Source organism: Dysgonomonas sp. HGC4 (assembly GCF_001261715.1).
Lineage (GTDB): Bacteria > Bacteroidota > Bacteroidia > Bacteroidales > Dysgonomonadaceae > Dysgonomonas_A.
The window spans coordinates 1-15,731 of sequence record NZ_CVRU01000001.1; the positions used below are offsets into that span (position 1 = coordinate 1).

The following is a 15,731-nucleotide window of genomic DNA, read 5'->3' on the forward strand; positions in this document are numbered from 1 at the left end:
ATTATTCCAAGTAAAAGTATTTATCATTTCTTTGATATCTTTCATTACAACATCAGTAATGGGTGCAACAGAGTCCATATCTACTTTTTCAGCATAATAGAACGATCCTCTAAAAAAATGCTTGATGCTGTCTGTTAGATAAAATTGAGCAGGTGTCGCTACATTTCCGGTTATGGAATATAACATTCCCGATACATTTATATCTTCATTTACGTATATCTGTTGGTCTATACCATCAGCCTTTAGCGCATGACTGTATGCTAAACGATGACTATCTTCTAATAGTTTAGGTAAAGTTGTTTCCGAAATAGGTAAATAAGTGCAATAAACTGTCGCATTATATTGTGGATAAACAATATTAAACCAAATCTCACCTTTTTCTTTCGATTGAAGCGTGTCTATACGAACCTGATCGGAATATTTAAATGAGAATTTTGGAAAGTTATATTCAATAAATCCGCTTTCTATATCATCTATGCGATTATATCCCTTAGGTTTGGGGGTGTATTCGCTACATCCTGCACTGAATAACAAGGATAGGAGTAATCCTATAAAAATGATGCCTTTATTGAGGGGGCTGAGTAGTATCATAAGTAGATAAACTTTATATAAATAATATAGAGATGAGCTTAAGAAGTTGTTTATATACAACAAATGCAGATATAATGAATATAGATCTGCATTTATTTATGTTATATTTTTTTGATATAAAAGTTAGAAAGGTAAGTCATCTGCTTCGTCGATGGATGGGGTTGACGTAGTAGATGAGGTCGGAGATTGATATTGTGATGTTGTAGAAGCAGAAGACGAAGATTGTTGCTGTCCATATCCTCCACCTGTATTTCCTTCAGATTGAAAGTCTCCCTTTTTACCTAAAAGTTCTAGATTATCAGCATATATTTCTACGACATATCTTTTTATTCCGTTTTGATCGTCGTAAGAGCGGGTACGGATTTTTCCTTCAACAAATAATTGAGTACCTTTTTTTACAAATTGCTCGGCAACTTTAGCTAAACCTCTCCAACAAACAATATTGTGCCATTCCGTACGATCGGGAATCTGTGTACCATTTGCCGCAGTATAGCCACGCTCTGTGGTTGCCAACGGAAAGTTTACTACTGCACTACCATTATCAAAATATCTGATATCGGGATCTTTCCCTACATTACCTATTAGTATAACTTTATTTACTGACATCTCCGATTGTTTTTATATTATGACAATTTCTAAATTCGCTTGTTCTTATATCAAGAAACAAATATAATATTTTTTGCCGAAGCAAATAAATTATTCTTCGATGTCTTCCCACTTCTTAATGTGGATTATGGATATTCCTTTCTGGAAGAAAAGAGAATTAGGATATGAAATAATTTCGCCATCAAGAGTTCTCAATAGAGTGTGAAAAGATAATATATCTTCGACTATGGCATCAACAGGCATATCTTTGTCCAGAATGCGGATGTGATCGCCAACTCTAAAGGTAGAAGTGAAAAAGATAATGATACCTGCTGTGATATTGCTTAATAGCGACCATTGTGCAAACATAGCGACTCCTATTACTGCAAAAATAGAAGATAAGGCAACCAGTAAGTTACGAGGATCTACTCCCCAAATAATGATAAAGCAGATGACGAACATTATGTTTATCATTATATTGAAAACTCTGACAACTTGTTTGGTACGAGCCTCTATTTTTTTGCTGAAAGTAGCATATTTTACGATCAATCTTTTTACCACATACTTTACTATGGGTATAGATATTATTAAAATTAGAGTTGCTATTATCTGTACAATATATCGTTCCATATTCGCTGTTTAAGGTTTCACCCCTTTTAGTTAGTGGGGTAAGTATAGGTTTACTACTAGTTGTTACTGAGAGAATAGTAATAACAAATTTAAGTGATATTTTTTTATTGAAAAAGAAAAGGATAGATTCTTCAATCCATCCCTTTCTTTCTTTATCGATTTTATGTCTTAATCGTTGCTTGCAAGCGGAGTGTATTTTCTGCTTTTCAATTCTCGGTCTAAAGTGTAGATACCAAATCCGTTGTCTTTGATCATCTCTAAGCTATCGACTAAATCTTGAGCAGTTGCTTCTTCTTCTACTTGTTCATCAACAAACCATTGCAACATAGATAGTGTTGCATAATCTTTTTCTTCGTTTGTCAGAGTTACAATATTATCAATCATAGCTGTAACTTGCTTTTCGTGTGCTAAAGCAGCCTTGAATGCGTCTAAAGGAGAAGCCCAAGTGTGAGGAACTTCTTTGATAGGACTAATAACTGCCTGCCCACCGCGAGCTAGGATATAATTGAAAATTTTCATTGCATGATCGTTTTCTTCCAAAGCTTGCACTTTGAACCAATTTGCAAATCCGTTTTTACCTTCTTTTGCAAAATGAGCTGACATGGATAGATATAAATATCCTGACCAAAATTCTGCATTAATTTGTTTGTTTAATGCGTCTTCGACTTTCTTACTTACCATAATGACTTTTATTTTATAGTTAATAATAAAATATATACTTAAATGACTGTGACTATTACAAAGATAGGTTATTTTGGGGAGACCTTACATGTTTTAAAATTCTTTGTAGAGGTTATGTAGTATAGAAAAAATCTATTACCAACCACGTCCAGCACCGCCTCCGCCAAAGCGACCACCGCCTCCTCCACCGAAGCCACCCCCTCTAGAGCCTCCGCCAAAACCACCGAAACCTCCACCTATTATCGGTGGAAAACCTCCACCTCTTGATGACCTGTTTCCTTTATTGTTTTTATTTGCTCTTGCTATAAAATATATAAAGAGTAAGATAAGTAATATACTTACTACTACGTCTCCGGTTGTAAGTTCATCAGAGTCTTCGTCTGCCTGAAATTGTCCCGATAGATATTTAATCATAGCACCAATCGCATTTTTAGTGCCTGTATAGTAGTCATTTTGTTGAAAGTAGGGTAGCATTTCGTTATCAATAATACGACCTACTCTGGCATCATTAAGTTTTTCTTCAAGTCCATAACCTGTGGCTATGAATACTCTTCCTCTCTCATTGCCAATCTTAGGTTTAATTAGTATAACTGCACCGTTATCTTTACCCTTTTGTCCTATTCCCCATTTCTCTCCAAGGCGAAAGGCATAATCGGATACATCATAGCCTTCGAGATCCTTCACCGTTACTACATATATCTGGGTTGATGTAGTATCGTTATATGTGAGTAGCATCTGTTCCAGATTGTTGCGCTCTTGCTCATTGAAAATACCTGCAAAGTCGTTTAACAAACGAGGTGGTGACATTGGCTCTGGTATATTCTGAGCATGGGTAAATCCGCTGATCATTACCGATAATACTACTAATAGCAACTTATAATACGAATTCATATCGTGATGTTTTGAGGTCTTTTTCGTTCTTAAATATAGTATTTTATAAACAAATAAGTTCGATATAAGTTATATATCGAACCCATTCTGAACAATTTTTATACTATAAAAACTAAAACTGAACTTGAGGAGCAGTTTGACTGCTGGCTTCTGCCTCAAAATATCCTTTCTTGGAAAAGCCAAACCATCCGGACCATATTGTTTGCGGAAACTTACGGATGTATTGGTTGTAGTCTTTGACCACCTCATTATATTTATTTCGTTCTACGGCAATACGATTCTCTGTGCCTGCCAGTTCGTCTTGTAATGCAAGGAAGTTCTGATTGGCTTTAAGATCGGGATATTGCTCTTGTACCATCAATAGCTTTCCTAAAGCAGCACTTAATTGACCTTGAGCTTCTTGGTACTTCTTGATATTTTCTTCCGATAAATCGTCAGCACTTACAGTAATTTGAGTTGCTTTTGCTCTGGCATTAACAACCTCTGTTAGCGTTTGTTCCTCATGGGTTGCATAACCTTTAACGGTAGCTACCAGATTGGGTATAAGATCAGCACGACGTTGGTAAGCATTTTGTACTTGCCCCCATTGCGATGAGGTTGCTTCTTCTTTCTCCACCATCGTATTATACGAACAACTGGATAAAAACACACTTGCTAAAATAGCAATAAATAAAGTAAACTTTATAGTCTTCATAAATACATTTTTTTAACTCTTATAATTAGTAAACACTAAAGATAAGAAGATGTTTAAATAAATTTTCATTAATTCGTTTATCTTCATTCTATATTATTGTAAAGTATTTATTATCAGCCGAATAATTTGCATATCTTTGAGTGGTGAGCTTATATACTATAGCAGAATCAAATTTATTGTAAAATGAAACACTTCAAGGCACTAATCCTTTTAATAATCGTATTGGCTTTATATATGCATTCTATTGATGCTTGCACTATTTTCATCGCTTCCAATGGGAAATCTACTTTTGTAGGTAATAATGAGGATTATGTACCGGGTGTGAACTCTTATTTATGGGTCCGTCCAGCGGAAAATAATAAATATGGTTACGTATTTTGGGGATTTGAAGAGATGTATCCCGAAGGAGGTATGAACGAGTATGGGCTATTTTTCGACGCTGCTGCTCTGCCCGAAAAGATAGCCATTGTAAAAGATTCGTCTAAGCCTGACTATGAAGGGTATTTAGTAGAGAAAATATTATCATCATGTTACACAGTTGAAGAAGCAGTCCAATTACTTCAGTCATTTAATCTGACATGGCAAGAAAAGGCACAAATTATGGTGGCCGATAAAAACGGAGATTATGCTGTTATACATGCCAATTATATCATACGAAAGAAAGATCCTTTATTTGTACTCACAAATTATTCTCTGCAAAATAAAGCTACATTATCGACTAATTGTTGGCGTCGTGAAACGGCTTACGAACTACTCAATAGCAAAGCTTTAACTACTGGTTTGATAAAAGAAGTTTTGTTAGAAACAGCTCAAAAAGCTTCGGATAATGCTACTGTTTATTCGCAGGTTTGTGACTTAAGGAATGGAACTATTCAGGTTTATCAAAATCATGATTTTTCTATAAGTAAAGAAATTAAAGTAAAGGATATTTTAGACAATGGAAAACAAGACCTAACTATTAAGTCTTTGTTTCCACTAAGCATTGCAGATACTTTAAGCGTATATCTTCAAGATAAAACAAAAGAAGAAACCATTGGATATTATAAATATTTAAGGGAAAATGACAAAGGCTCTTTTAATTTTTCAGAATCAGAATTAGATAGGCTAGGTTACGAACTCATAGATAGTAGCCGAATTTCTGAGGCGATAGCTATATTTAAACTTAATTGGGAGTATTTTCCTGAATCAGATATGGTACATGCATCATTGGCGAATGCCTACTTAGTCAATAAAGAATATAACAATGCAGATCAATTATATTCAATAACACGAGAAATGAATCCTCACAATATATACGTGGGGCTCTTTGGGGGTAATGATGGAGAGGTTACTTTCAGAATTAGAGGACTGAGTGGGGCAAAGAAGATTGTTTTGGTAGGTACTTTTAATAATAATGATACTCAATCTGACATGTTCGAGAAGCAAGGTAACGATTGGGTATATAAAACGAAACTCCCTAAAGGGGAGTATACTTATAAATTATATGTTGATGATATGTATTGGATGGAAGATCCCGATAATAAATTACATAAAAACCAAGGAGAGTGGTGGGATTCCTTGTTAATAGTTCGCTAAAGAAGCTAGAGTTTTAAGAATGACTTTTTTTGAGAAAAGTATTCATAGAACCATAGCTTATTTCTTCAATACTTTTTCAATTTCTTCAAGATCGTCTCTGAATGATTTATCAACTTGAAGTTGATCTTTTACCGTTCTGCAAGCATGTAATACTGTTGCATGATTTTTCTTTCCGATGACAGACCCAATCTGAGCCAATGACAACTCGGTATATATTTTCGAAAGATACATAGCTACTTGACGAGCTTGTACGATCTCTCTTTTTCTTGAAGCCGTTTGTAAAAGTTCCGTTTTGATATTGAAGTGTTTGCATACGACTTCTGAAATGCTATCAATGGTTACTTTTTTCTTTTCGATTTTGCGAATAGCCTGACCAATAACTCGTTTTGCAAGTATCAAATCAACTTCCTTATTATAGATAACCGAATATGCCATCAATGAAACGATTACACCCTCTAAGTCACGAACATTCTCTGTTACATTGTCAGCTATAAATTCGATAACATCAGCCGGAATTGCTAATCCGTCATGTAAAATTTTATCGTGTAGAATTTTCGATCTTAAGTCAAAATCAGGGTTTTCTAATCGAGTAGTAAGTCCCCATCTAAAACGAGTTAATAAACGCTCCTCTACACCCTGTAATTCAGATGGTGCCTTATCGGAGGTTAGAATCAACTGCTTGTTATTTTGGTGCAAGTGGTTAAAGATATGGAAGAACGTATTTTGAGTTTTTTCCAATCCTACCAATTCTTGAATGTCATCAATTATAAGAACATCTATACCTTGATAGAAATTTATAAAATCGTTAACAGTATTGAAACGAGTAGCATCTGTATACTGTACTTTGAATAAATGAGCAGAAACATATAATACCTTCTTTTCGGGAAACATATCTAATATAGACGTTCCTATAGCGTGACAAAGGTGAGTTTTACCGACTCCCGATGTACCATGAACGAACAAAGGATTGAATGCTGTTTTACCCGGATTGTTAGCGATAGTTTCTCCTGCAGTTCTAGCTAGTTTATTGCTTACTCCTTCGAAGAAATTATTAAATGTATATTTCGCATTTAATTGCGAATCGAAATCTACCGATACAGTTTTCTGAAAAGGATTAGGTATTCTATTCGCCTGCTTAGGTGTAATTCTTTCAACACTCAACGACTTGGTATCACCTCTATAATCAACATGCGTATTAGTTGTATTTTCAACAAGTATACGGTAATTAAGTATAGCTTCAGCACTAACTTCGCGGTGCAAAGTCATTCTTAGTAAATCTACAAATTTATCCTCCAAATATTCATAGAAAAATTGACTTGGAACCTGTATCGTGAACACATTGTTTTCAAACGAATGTGGTACAATAGGGGAGAACCAAGTTTGATACGTTATCTCAGAAACATTATCTTTGATAACATTCAAACATTTATTCCATAAAAAATTGACATTATTATTCATCGGAGGTCTGCAATACTACTTTTTGATTTCTATACTATTTTACATTCTGCCCTGTTAGGGTAATACAAAATTTGAAAATTAATTCAGTTTAAACAAGTGCTAATAAATTTGGTTTTTCGGATCAGTTATACGAGTCTGCTAATCAAGGGTTTAAAAGGGTTTAAGTTTGCTTGGTTATAAACTTTTATCTTTCAATAGATTACAAGATATTAACAATAATAAGACCGAGTTAAATCCGCATTAAAGGATTGTAAACAATTTATTGCATTTTGTTTTTATTTAGACGCATTCTAAATAAGGGTTAAAAAACTTTTACGTTGATGTATCTTGATGGATTCTCTTTTACATCCTTTAAAAGCAGGGATGCATTGCTGATTGTTACATTCAAACTGTCATAAAGAGCTCTGTCGTTAAGTAGAAGACCAAGTGAGCTATCTTTGCTGTTAAGCCTAGAGCTTAAGCCTTGTACATTTCTAAGTGTAGAATCGATTGAGCTGTATGATGAAGCTATATCAATAGATTTTAATTGGGTAGTCATTCCCGCAAGATCATTCGAAACGGTTGTCATATTATTAGTCATCGTTGGGATATTCTTGTTTAAGCTTAGCATCATTTGATTCAATTGCTTAGATGATACTGCTAAGTCCGAAGTGATAACCTCTACATTCTCTAACGACTTCACTAAAGCAGGATTGTTAACCAGAAGTTGTAACCCAATCAATATCGAATCGATTTTTGGAACCAATGCTCCAATCTGAGGCATGACATCTCCTCCGAGTGATTCCATCATTCCAGCTATTCTCACACCGGGAATGCGGTCATCAATAGTATAATATTCTTCTGTATATGGATTTTGTTCTAATATAACAGTAGCTGTACCCATTAACGAAACATCCAGTTTCACCTTGCTACCTTTGTTAAGTCTTACTCCTTTATCCAAATTTAAAATGACAGCAACTTTATTTGCAGTATCATTTTCTAATTTCATTGAGTAAACTAATCCTACCTGAAAACCATTCAGAACGACGGGTGAAGACAGAGTAAGACCCGTAACGTCATCAAAGACCACCGTGTATGAGTTGGAGGGTTTAAAGACATTGATGCCTTTTAGAAAGTTTATGCCAAAATATAATATAAATAAAGCAATAACAAATGCAATTCCAATTTTAACCTCTTTCGAAAATTTCTTTTTCATATATAATCTTATTCAATTAAACGCAATTTAAATCCTAAAACACTTATTTGATACGTACATTATTTTTAAACCTAACGATGAAAGCATCTTTAAATTTAGTACGAGCTTCTTTCTGTAATTTCAAAGCCTCTGCTTCGGTTGTGGCTGAGCCATATGTATATTTATAAGTCGTACCTTCCTGGTAAAAGCTTACGGGTGATAGCCCTTTAAACTTAGGGGAGTTGGAAGGGAGTTTTGAACCACCGGTTAAGAACTGTATTCTATACTCTACTGTTCCAGAAGGAACAACAGTCTTGGTATTATTGTTCACCTTTTGAGTTGTTTTATTCTCTTTTACAGGAGTTGATGTCTTTACAGGAGTTGATTCCACTTTTCGAGATTGCTCTTGCTTAGTCGGAGTTCTTTTAGTGGTATTTGACGAAGTCAATTGACTAACATCTGTATTTTTAGATATATACTTCGGTCTGTTATTCGAGTTTGCTTTACTCGCTTTATTGGTATCCTGAGAAGATCTGCTATCAGTACTTTCTGTTCTATCTTCTACTATTATATCAGATCTTACAGGCTCTGTTCTTCTTGCCTGAGTGTTTTCTGAATATGATTTACCTTGTTTTTTATCAAACTCTTTTTTATACTTTTCTAAACCTGAAAATATAGCACTAGCCATATTTCTTTGTCCTGTTGATGAAGTTAGATATTTAGCTTCTGCCGGATTATTTATGAAACCTAATTCGATCAGAACGCTAGGCATACCCGATTCACGCAATACAAGAAAACCAGCTTGTAGTACTCCTCTATCTACTCTTCTTGCTACTCCCGAAAAGCCACTTTGCACAAAACTTGCAAATTGTAAGCTTTGCTCCATATACTTATCGGTCATAAACTCGAAAATTATATTTGATTCAGGAGAATTTGGATCAAATCCTTCATATCGTTTATTGTAATTATCTTCTAACAAGATAACCGAGTTTTCTCTCTTAGCAACCGCGAGATTTTCCTCACTTTTAGCAAGCCCCAGAATATAGGTGTCGGCGCCTGATGCTGTAGTTACTTTTGCCGCAGTAGAATTGGTATGTATAGAGATGAAAAGATTTGCTTTTGCTTTATTTGCAATGTCTGCACGTTTGTATAAGTCTACAAAAACATCAGTTTTGCGGGTGTAGATAACTTTTACATCTCTCATATTCGAATCTATGAGTTTACCAAGAGCTAGAGCAACACTCAGGTTGATGTCTTTTTCTTTATATGTGCCTCTTACTGCTCCACCATCTTTACCTCCGTGTCCAGCATCAATTACCACTACAAATTTGTCATCCGCAGCATAGATTGTTGTATATGTCGCCAAAAACAAGATGGTAAGAACTAATAATATCTTCTTCATAAAGTAATAGTGAGAATCAAGTGTTTAATATGAGTATGGATAGGGTTTTAAGCCGAAGAGCTCAATTCCTTATCTTATTGATTATGCTACCTCAGAGCCTTAAATCGAAGCAGCATATTCTTAATGTTTTATTTAGCCTGGTAGATAACCTCGTTTTTCATTTCTTTTCCAGCAAAGAAATCTGCAATATTGTCAAATGTAGTATCTGCAATATTTCCCATTGCTTCTTGTGTAAAGAAAGCCTGATGCGAAGTTAAAATTACATTATTGAATGATAATAGTCTAGCCAAAACATCATCGGTCAATACACTGTCAGAACAGTCTTCGTAGAAATATGCTCCTTCTTCTTCGTAAACATCAAGACCGGCATATCCAATCTTTTGACTGATCAATCCTTCAATGAGATGTTTAGTGTGTATAAGTTTTCCTCGACCTGTGTTTATAATCATTACACCATTTTTCATTTTAGCGATAGATTCTTCACAGATCAAATATTCGGTTTCTTTAGTCAATGGGCAATGCAGTGTAATAACATCCGAGTTTGCATATATTTCATCTAAAGATGTATATTTTATATCATTTTTTTCGGCAAAAGCATGATCAGGGTATAAATCGTAAGCAAGGATATTCATCCCTAGACCTTTTAATACTCCAATGACTGTTTTTCCGATTTTTCCTGTCCCTACAACGCCTACTGTTTTGCCATACATATCGAATCCCATGAAACCATTCAATGAAAAGTTCCAGTCACGAGTTCTGATAAAAGCGCGGTGCACTTTTCTGTTCAAGCATAACATAAGGGCTAACGTATGTTCTGCAATGGCATGAGGTGAGTAATCGGGTACGCGTGCTACTTTTATTTTGCCGGCAGCATAGGCTATATCTACATTGTTAAAACCTGCACAACGTAATGCTATAAGTTTTACTCCCATTTCGCATAGTTTATCTATTACGTATGCATCAACGTTAGCATTCACAAATATACAAACAGCATCGGCTCCTCCGGCCAATACCACATTCGATCTATCTAGGTGTTCTTTATAAAAGCTTAATTCGAAGCCGTATACTTCATTAACTTTATTAAATGTGTCTTTATCGTAAGGTTTTGCATCAAATACAGCCACTTTGTATGCCATAACATTTATAAGTTATATGTTTATAATATCAATTACTTCTACAAATGTAACAAAATATGCGTTAATATATAATATTCAAAAGGTTGTTTCGGTTAAAATTATTAGAAACCGATTGTTGTTTTTCGTTAAATAAGAAAGAGGCTCTTCAATGAAGAACCTCCTTACTCTGTATATTATTTAAATCCGTTAAAACTATTATTTAGCGAAGCTTACAGCTCTTGTTTCTCTAATAACAGTGATTTTTACTTGTCCCGGATATGTCATTTCGTCTTGAATTTTCTTAGCGATTTCTGCAGATAATTTTTCTGTCTCTACATCATCAACTTTGTCTGCTCCTACAATAACGCGAAGTTCGCGACCCGCTTGTATGGCGTATGTTTTTAACACTCCTGGATAAGACATCGCTAATTGTTCCAAATCATTTAGACGTTTGATGTATGCCTCTACTATTTCGCGGCGTGCACCTGGGCGTGCTCCTGATATAGCATCGCAAACCTGGACGATAGGGGCTAGTAGTGTAGTCATTTCTATCTCATCGTGGTGAGCACCAATTGCGTTGCAAATGTCTGGTTTCTCTTTGTATTTTTCGGCAAGTTTCATACCTAGCAATGCGTGAGGCAATTCTGGCTCATCATCTGGGACTTTACCTATATCGTGTAATAGACCTGCTCTTTTTGCTTTCTTAACGTTAAGTCCCAATTCTGCGGCCATAATAGCACATAGATTGGCAGTTTCACGAGCGTGTTGTAGTAAGTTTTGACCGTATGAAGATCTGTATTTCATTTTACCGATCATACGAATCATTTCAGGATGCAGACCGTGGATACCTAAGTCGATTGCGGTACGCTTACCTGTTTCAATAATTTCTTCTTCAATTTGTTTCTTCACCTTAGATACGACTTCCTCGATTCTTGCAGGGTGAATACGTCCGTCTGCCACTAATTGATGCAGAGCTAAACGTGCGATTTCTCTTCTTACTGGATCGAATCCTGAGATTACGATTGCTTCGGGGGTATCATCTACTACAATTTCAACACCTGTTGCAGCTTCTAGTGCTCTGATGTTACGTCCTTCACGTCCAATGATACGACCCTTTACTTCGTCCGAATCAATATGGAAAACCGTAATGGCATTTTCAATAGCAGTTTCAGTAGCTACTCTTTGTATTGTTTGTACAACAATCTTTTTAGCTTCTTTATTAGCCGTCATTTTAGCTTCCTCGATAATTTCGCTAATGAACGACTGAGCATCCGATTTTGCCTCATCTTGTAAGGCTTCTACCAATTTAGATTTTATTTCGTCCGCAGATAGTCCTGATAATGCTTCCAGTCTTTCAACTTCTTGTTTGTGAAGTTTATCGAGATCCTGCTTTTTCTTGTCTACTATTTCCAACTGACTATCAAGATTTTCTTTGATAGCCTCTACTTCGCTTTTGCGGCGTTGTATTTCTTCTTGCTTTTGGTTCAAGGTTTGCTCACGTTGCTTTACTTTGTTTTCGGCAACCTGCAATTTTGAAGTGCGGGCATTTACTTGTTTCTCAAACTCTGCCTTCATTTGTAAGGCTTGCTCTTTTACTTCAAGTAATTTATTTTTCTTAATAACCTCAGCTTCACGTTCCGATTCTTCAATACGTCTTTTTAGTCTCGCATTTGTTACAAAGTTAAGAACGAGCCAAGCTACTACTACGCCTACAATAAAGGCGATTATCGTAAATACTATTTCCATAGGGCTCTTTTAAATTTCACAATTATATATCTGTTATGATATTCTACATTCTAGTTAACGACAAATGATATAAATATTTATGGCAATATCGTTGATTCTGGCGTTTTTTTAGCTCGCATGCTGTTCAAAAGAACAAAAAGGTCTTAGACCTTAAAGCAAAAAAACTAATCGAAAAAGAAACAGGCGACTGTTTATCTCCAATTAGCGCAAGTGTTTATGCCACAAAAAAAGAAATTCTACTTTGAATCTTTAAGATATGTATCCAATTCATCAATCAAGGATTTAACCTTATCCTCAAACAACTTATTATTAGCCTCTAATTCGGCTGTATCCGATAGGGCTTGGATGGTAGTCATCGTTAGATAATCTCGTTCCAGCAAGCTTTTAGATTCAGACTCGGCAAAATAATTCCTATATTGATTCGTTTTCTTTTCTATTGCCACAGCGGCATCTCGGTACTTCTTTTCATCTTTACGATGTATTTTTAACCGATACGACCGATCTAAGACACGTAATGTTATGATAAAATGCTCACTCATGATCTATCTGCCTTTATATTTTCAATAACGCGATACATTTATCTACATCCTGCACTAATTTCAACAATCTTTTTTTTGCTTTGTCAACACCTTCCTGATCAGTTCCGGTCAATGTCTTTGCAAATTTCAGATTGTTGTATTTCAAATTCAATTGTTCCAATTGGGTATTGATACGATTTACTTCTCCGTTTTTCTCCTCCAATTGGACTCTCAAGTCCTGATTCTCTTCTTTCAAAGAATCACACAGATACATCAGTTGACGCAATCTAAACTCAAGTTCCGAGAGCAATTTCTCATGCTTTTCTGCCATAAACAATTAAATCAACACAAAAATACAGATATTTGTGAATAAACAAAAGATTACAGCCACTTTTATACTACAATAAACTTTAAATAACATGTTTAATGGTCAATAGTTACAATAGGTGTCTATTCTTTTTATATATACGGATATTGATAATTCCTGAATTATAATATCTTTGTAATTGAAATAGACTCAATAAGAAAGATGAAAAGTACTCTTACTCTACTATTATTCCTGTCTTTATGTGCCTCGGTTATCAAGGCTCAAGCCCCTTCAAAAGTCGAAACTGGTAAAGCGACTTACTACGGAAAGAAATTCAATAATCGTAAAACAGCTAGCGGAACAATATATAAAAGAGATATTTTTGTATGTGCTCACAGAACATATCCTTTTGGAACTAAACTTCTGATTAAGAACCTTAAAAATGATAAAGAGGTTGTTGTTGAAGTTATAGATCGGGGTCCTTTTAAAAAAGGGCGGGTTGTTGATATATCGTACATTGCAGCTAAGGAGTTGGATATGATTCATCATGGAGTAACTACCGTAGAAGTTTCCGAGTATATAGTTCCCGATACATTGGGTCTTTTGGAGGCCTCGATTCAGTTAAAAACAGATACGATAGTTGAACCTCTTGCCAACTAATGTTGTTTATTGCCTGTTGACTATCGTTGCTATTATTTGAACACTAAGTAAAAACAATTAAACGCTATTTTATAATTATTTATGGAACAAAAAAACCATCGTACAGGACTTACGGATGCGCAAGTCCTCGAAAGCCGCAAAAAATATGGAGAGAATATATTGACTCCTCCCGAGAAAGAGCCATTATGGAAACTCTTCCTCGAAAAATTTGAGGATCCTATTATTCGTATATTGCTTATTGCTGCGTTTCTATCTTTAGGAATAGCTATTGTAGAACATATAACCAAAGGGGTAGGGCATTACTCTGAAACAATTGGTATCTTTTGTGCTATATTTCTGGCCACCGGAGTTGCATTTTGGTTTGAGCTTGATGCAAATAAGAAATTTGATGTACTAAATCAGGTTAATGATGATGACTTGGTTATGGTAATTCGTAACAATAATGTATGTCAGGTCTCAAAACGCGACGTTGTTGTTGGTGATACAGTTCTATTGGAAATCGGAAATGAAGTTCCGGCTGATGGAGAGTTAGTGGAGGCTGTAACAATGCAGATGGACGAATCGTGTTTGACCGGTGAGCCTAGCATTGATAAAACGATAGACCCAAAAGAATTTGAAGATGGGGTTACATACCCTTCAAACTATGTACTAAGAGGTACAAAAGTAATCAACGGTCATGGAGCGATGGTTGTTGCCAAAGTTGGTGATGCTACAGAGTTTGGACAGGTTGCCGAAAAATCGGCAGAGATGGTTGAAGGACAAACACCTCTTAATCGTCAATTAGACTCTCTTGCTAAATTTATTGGTGTTGTAGGTATGGTGTTAGCCGCACTTACTTTTACTGTATTGTTCGTAAAAGATATTTTCTTCAATGAATCACCCGATGCTCCACAGTATTCACTAGGACAATTAGGTTTAGTGGGTGCTGTTATTATTGGTGCTGTTATAGCATTGTCTAAAGTCTGGATGCCGATAGTGTACGATGCTTTTGAACTTATGGGTAAAGATAAAGAGATACCTGACAGTATAGAAAATGGTGGATGGTTCAAATGGTTAGGATTTGGTGTTCTTGCATTTGTTGTTCTTGTAGCCATTGGTTATGCATTCGGAGTAAATCCGTTGGAGCCAACATCGTGGGTGTCGTTAGATACTGCAGGTCATATCCTACAATATTTCATGGTTGCCGTAACGTTGGTTGTGGTTGCTGTTCCCGAAGGACTTCCTATGAGTGTTACTCTGAGTTTGGCGTTAAGTATGCGTCGTATGCTAAAAGCAAACAACTTGGTACGTAAGATGCATGCTTGCGAAACGATGGGAGCAACAACTGTTATTTGTACTGATAAAACAGGTACTTTGACCCAAAATCAAATGCAGGTTTCTTATACTAATTTTTACAGTCTTCACGACCAAAAATTAGGAGATAATGAAATCAGTAAAATGATTGTTGAGCATATTGCTACTAATTCAACAGCATTCTTAGATTATTCTGATTCTGCGAAAGCTAAAGCTTTAGGAAATCCAACCGAAGGAGCCTTACTTCTATGGTTGCATAGCAATAATATAAATTATCTGGACGAGAGAGAAGGTACAAAGGTTGTGGAACAATTACCTTTCTCTACCGAACGTAAATACATGGCTACAATTGTAGAGTCGAATACTTCTGCACAACCTCGTAAGATCATGTATATAAAAGGTGCTCCAGAA

The 15,731-nt window shown here is 35.5% G+C and carries 16 protein-coding genes; 3 read left to right on the forward strand and 13 right to left on the reverse strand.

All coding sequences use genetic code 11. The annotated features are described in order from the left end of the window. The 6 genes from HGC4_RS00005 to HGC4_RS00030 form a co-directional block, all read right to left on the reverse strand. Nucleotides 1-591 (reverse strand): gliding motility lipoprotein GldD (locus HGC4_RS00005; protein ID WP_050708064.1); only part of this gene is annotated, 591 nt, incomplete at its 3' end. Between the two features lie 123 nt (nt 592-714). Then, nucleotides 715-1,197, reverse strand: coding sequence for a single-stranded DNA-binding protein (locus tag HGC4_RS00010; protein ID WP_050708065.1), 483 nt, complete (start codon nt 1,195-1,197; stop codon nt 715-717). Nucleotides 1,198-1,287: 90 nt separating this feature from the next. Next, nucleotides 1,288-1,806 (reverse strand): mechanosensitive ion channel family protein, encoded by a 519-nt coding sequence (locus HGC4_RS00015; RefSeq protein ID WP_050708066.1) that lies wholly within the window; start codon nt 1,804-1,806, stop codon nt 1,288-1,290. 168 nt (nt 1,807-1,974) lie between these two features. After that, on the reverse strand, nt 1,975-2,487 hold the full coding sequence (locus tag HGC4_RS00020) for a ferritin (protein ID WP_050708067.1): 513 nt from the start codon (nt 2,485-2,487) through the stop codon (nt 1,975-1,977). A gap of 135 nt (nt 2,488-2,622) precedes the next feature. After that, the gene (locus HGC4_RS00025) at nt 2,623-3,378 is read right to left on the reverse strand and encodes a TPM domain-containing protein (protein ID WP_050708068.1); all 756 of its coding nucleotides are present in this window, start codon (nt 3,376-3,378) and stop codon (nt 2,623-2,625) included. A gap of 112 nt (nt 3,379-3,490) precedes the next feature. After that, nucleotides 3,491-4,072: a LemA family protein gene (locus HGC4_RS00030; RefSeq protein ID WP_050708069.1), complete on the reverse strand. Its 582-nt coding sequence runs from the start codon at nt 4,070-4,072 to the stop codon at nt 3,491-3,493. A gap of 183 nt (nt 4,073-4,255) precedes the next feature. Between HGC4_RS00030 and HGC4_RS00035 the strand changes: the two genes are divergently transcribed. After that, nucleotides 4,256-5,647 (forward strand): carcinine hydrolase/isopenicillin-N N-acyltransferase family protein, encoded by a 1,392-nt coding sequence (locus HGC4_RS00035; RefSeq protein WP_082204012.1) that lies wholly within the window; start codon nt 4,256-4,258, stop codon nt 5,645-5,647. Between the two features lie 57 nt (nt 5,648-5,704). On the opposite strand, the gene dnaA is transcribed toward HGC4_RS00035, so the two are convergent. The 7 genes from dnaA to HGC4_RS00070 form a co-directional block, all read right to left on the reverse strand. Then, nucleotides 5,705-7,105 (reverse strand): chromosomal replication initiator protein DnaA, encoded by a 1,401-nt coding sequence (gene dnaA, locus HGC4_RS00040; protein ID WP_050708071.1) that lies wholly within the window; start codon nt 7,103-7,105, stop codon nt 5,705-5,707. 301 nt (nt 7,106-7,406) lie between these two features. Next, nucleotides 7,407-8,300, reverse strand: a complete 894-nt coding sequence (locus tag HGC4_RS00045; RefSeq protein ID WP_050708072.1) for an MlaD family protein — start codon at nt 8,298-8,300, stop codon at nt 7,407-7,409. Nucleotides 8,301-8,343: 43 nt separating this feature from the next. Beyond that, nucleotides 8,344-9,681: an N-acetylmuramoyl-L-alanine amidase family protein gene (locus tag HGC4_RS00050; RefSeq protein WP_050708073.1), complete on the reverse strand. Its 1,338-nt coding sequence runs from the start codon at nt 9,679-9,681 to the stop codon at nt 8,344-8,346. 128 nt (nt 9,682-9,809) lie between these two features. Continuing rightward, nucleotides 9,810-10,817, reverse strand: coding sequence for a 2-hydroxyacid dehydrogenase (locus HGC4_RS00055; protein WP_050708074.1), 1,008 nt, complete (start codon nt 10,815-10,817; stop codon nt 9,810-9,812). A 195-nt stretch (nt 10,818-11,012) separates the two neighbouring features. Continuing rightward, nucleotides 11,013-12,542 (reverse strand): ribonuclease Y, encoded by a 1,530-nt coding sequence (gene rny / locus HGC4_RS00060; protein WP_050708075.1) that lies wholly within the window; start codon nt 12,540-12,542, stop codon nt 11,013-11,015. Nucleotides 12,543-12,778: 236 nt separating this feature from the next. Next, nucleotides 12,779-13,081, reverse strand: a complete 303-nt coding sequence (gene zapA, locus HGC4_RS00065; protein ID WP_050708076.1) for a cell division protein ZapA — start codon at nt 13,079-13,081, stop codon at nt 12,779-12,781. Between the two features lie 13 nt (nt 13,082-13,094). Further along, the gene (locus HGC4_RS00070; RefSeq protein ID WP_050708077.1) at nt 13,095-13,391 is read right to left on the reverse strand and encodes a hypothetical protein; all 297 of its coding nucleotides are present in this window, start codon (nt 13,389-13,391) and stop codon (nt 13,095-13,097) included. A 198-nt stretch (nt 13,392-13,589) separates the two neighbouring features. Between HGC4_RS00070 and HGC4_RS00075 the strand changes: the two genes are divergently transcribed. Together HGC4_RS00075 and HGC4_RS19000 are read left to right on the forward strand one after the other, a co-directional pair. After that, the gene (locus HGC4_RS00075; RefSeq protein ID WP_050708078.1) at nt 13,590-14,027 is read left to right on the forward strand and encodes a septal ring lytic transglycosylase RlpA family protein; all 438 of its coding nucleotides are present in this window, start codon (nt 13,590-13,592) and stop codon (nt 14,025-14,027) included. An 81-nt stretch (nt 14,028-14,108) separates the two neighbouring features. Continuing rightward, a partial coding sequence (locus HGC4_RS19000) for an HAD-IC family P-type ATPase (protein ID WP_255349811.1) occupies nt 14,109-15,731 on the forward strand: 1,623 nt, incomplete at its 3' end.

What these genes read in the sequence shown, in the direction of transcription:
- dnaA (WP_050708071.1), bottom strand. Translation starts at nt 7,105, where the DNA reads ATGAATAATAATGTCAATTTTTTATGGAATAAATGTTTGAATGTTATC.
- HGC4_RS00050 (WP_050708073.1), bottom strand. Translation starts at nt 9,681, where the DNA reads ATGAAGAAGATATTATTAGTTCTTACCATCTTGTTTTTGGCGACATAT.
- HGC4_RS00045 (WP_050708072.1), bottom strand. Translation starts at nt 8,300, where the DNA reads ATGAAAAAGAAATTTTCGAAAGAGGTTAAAATTGGAATTGCATTTGTT.
- rny (WP_050708075.1), bottom strand. Translation starts at nt 12,542, where the DNA reads ATGGAAATAGTATTTACGATAATCGCCTTTATTGTAGGCGTAGTAGTA.
- zapA (WP_050708076.1), bottom strand. Translation starts at nt 13,081, where the DNA reads ATGAGTGAGCATTTTATCATAACATTACGTGTCTTAGATCGGTCGTAT.
- HGC4_RS00070 (WP_050708077.1), bottom strand. Translation starts at nt 13,391, where the DNA reads ATGGCAGAAAAGCATGAGAAATTGCTCTCGGAACTTGAGTTTAGATTG.
- HGC4_RS00055 (WP_050708074.1), bottom strand. Translation starts at nt 10,817, where the DNA reads ATGGCATACAAAGTGGCTGTATTTGATGCAAAACCTTACGATAAAGAC.
- HGC4_RS00010 (WP_050708065.1), bottom strand. Translation starts at nt 1,197, where the DNA reads ATGTCAGTAAATAAAGTTATACTAATAGGTAATGTAGGGAAAGATCCC.
- HGC4_RS00020 (WP_050708067.1), bottom strand. Translation starts at nt 2,487, where the DNA reads ATGGTAAGTAAGAAAGTCGAAGACGCATTAAACAAACAAATTAATGCA.
- HGC4_RS00035 (WP_082204012.1), top strand. Translation starts at nt 4,256, where the DNA reads ATGAAACACTTCAAGGCACTAATCCTTTTAATAATCGTATTGGCTTTA.
- HGC4_RS00030 (WP_050708069.1), bottom strand. Translation starts at nt 4,072, where the DNA reads ATGAAGACTATAAAGTTTACTTTATTTATTGCTATTTTAGCAAGTGTG.
- HGC4_RS00015 (WP_050708066.1), bottom strand. Translation starts at nt 1,806, where the DNA reads ATGGAACGATATATTGTACAGATAATAGCAACTCTAATTTTAATAATA.
- HGC4_RS00075 (WP_050708078.1), top strand. Translation starts at nt 13,590, where the DNA reads ATGAAAAGTACTCTTACTCTACTATTATTCCTGTCTTTATGTGCCTCG.
- HGC4_RS00025 (WP_050708068.1), bottom strand. Translation starts at nt 3,378, where the DNA reads ATGAATTCGTATTATAAGTTGCTATTAGTAGTATTATCGGTAATGATC.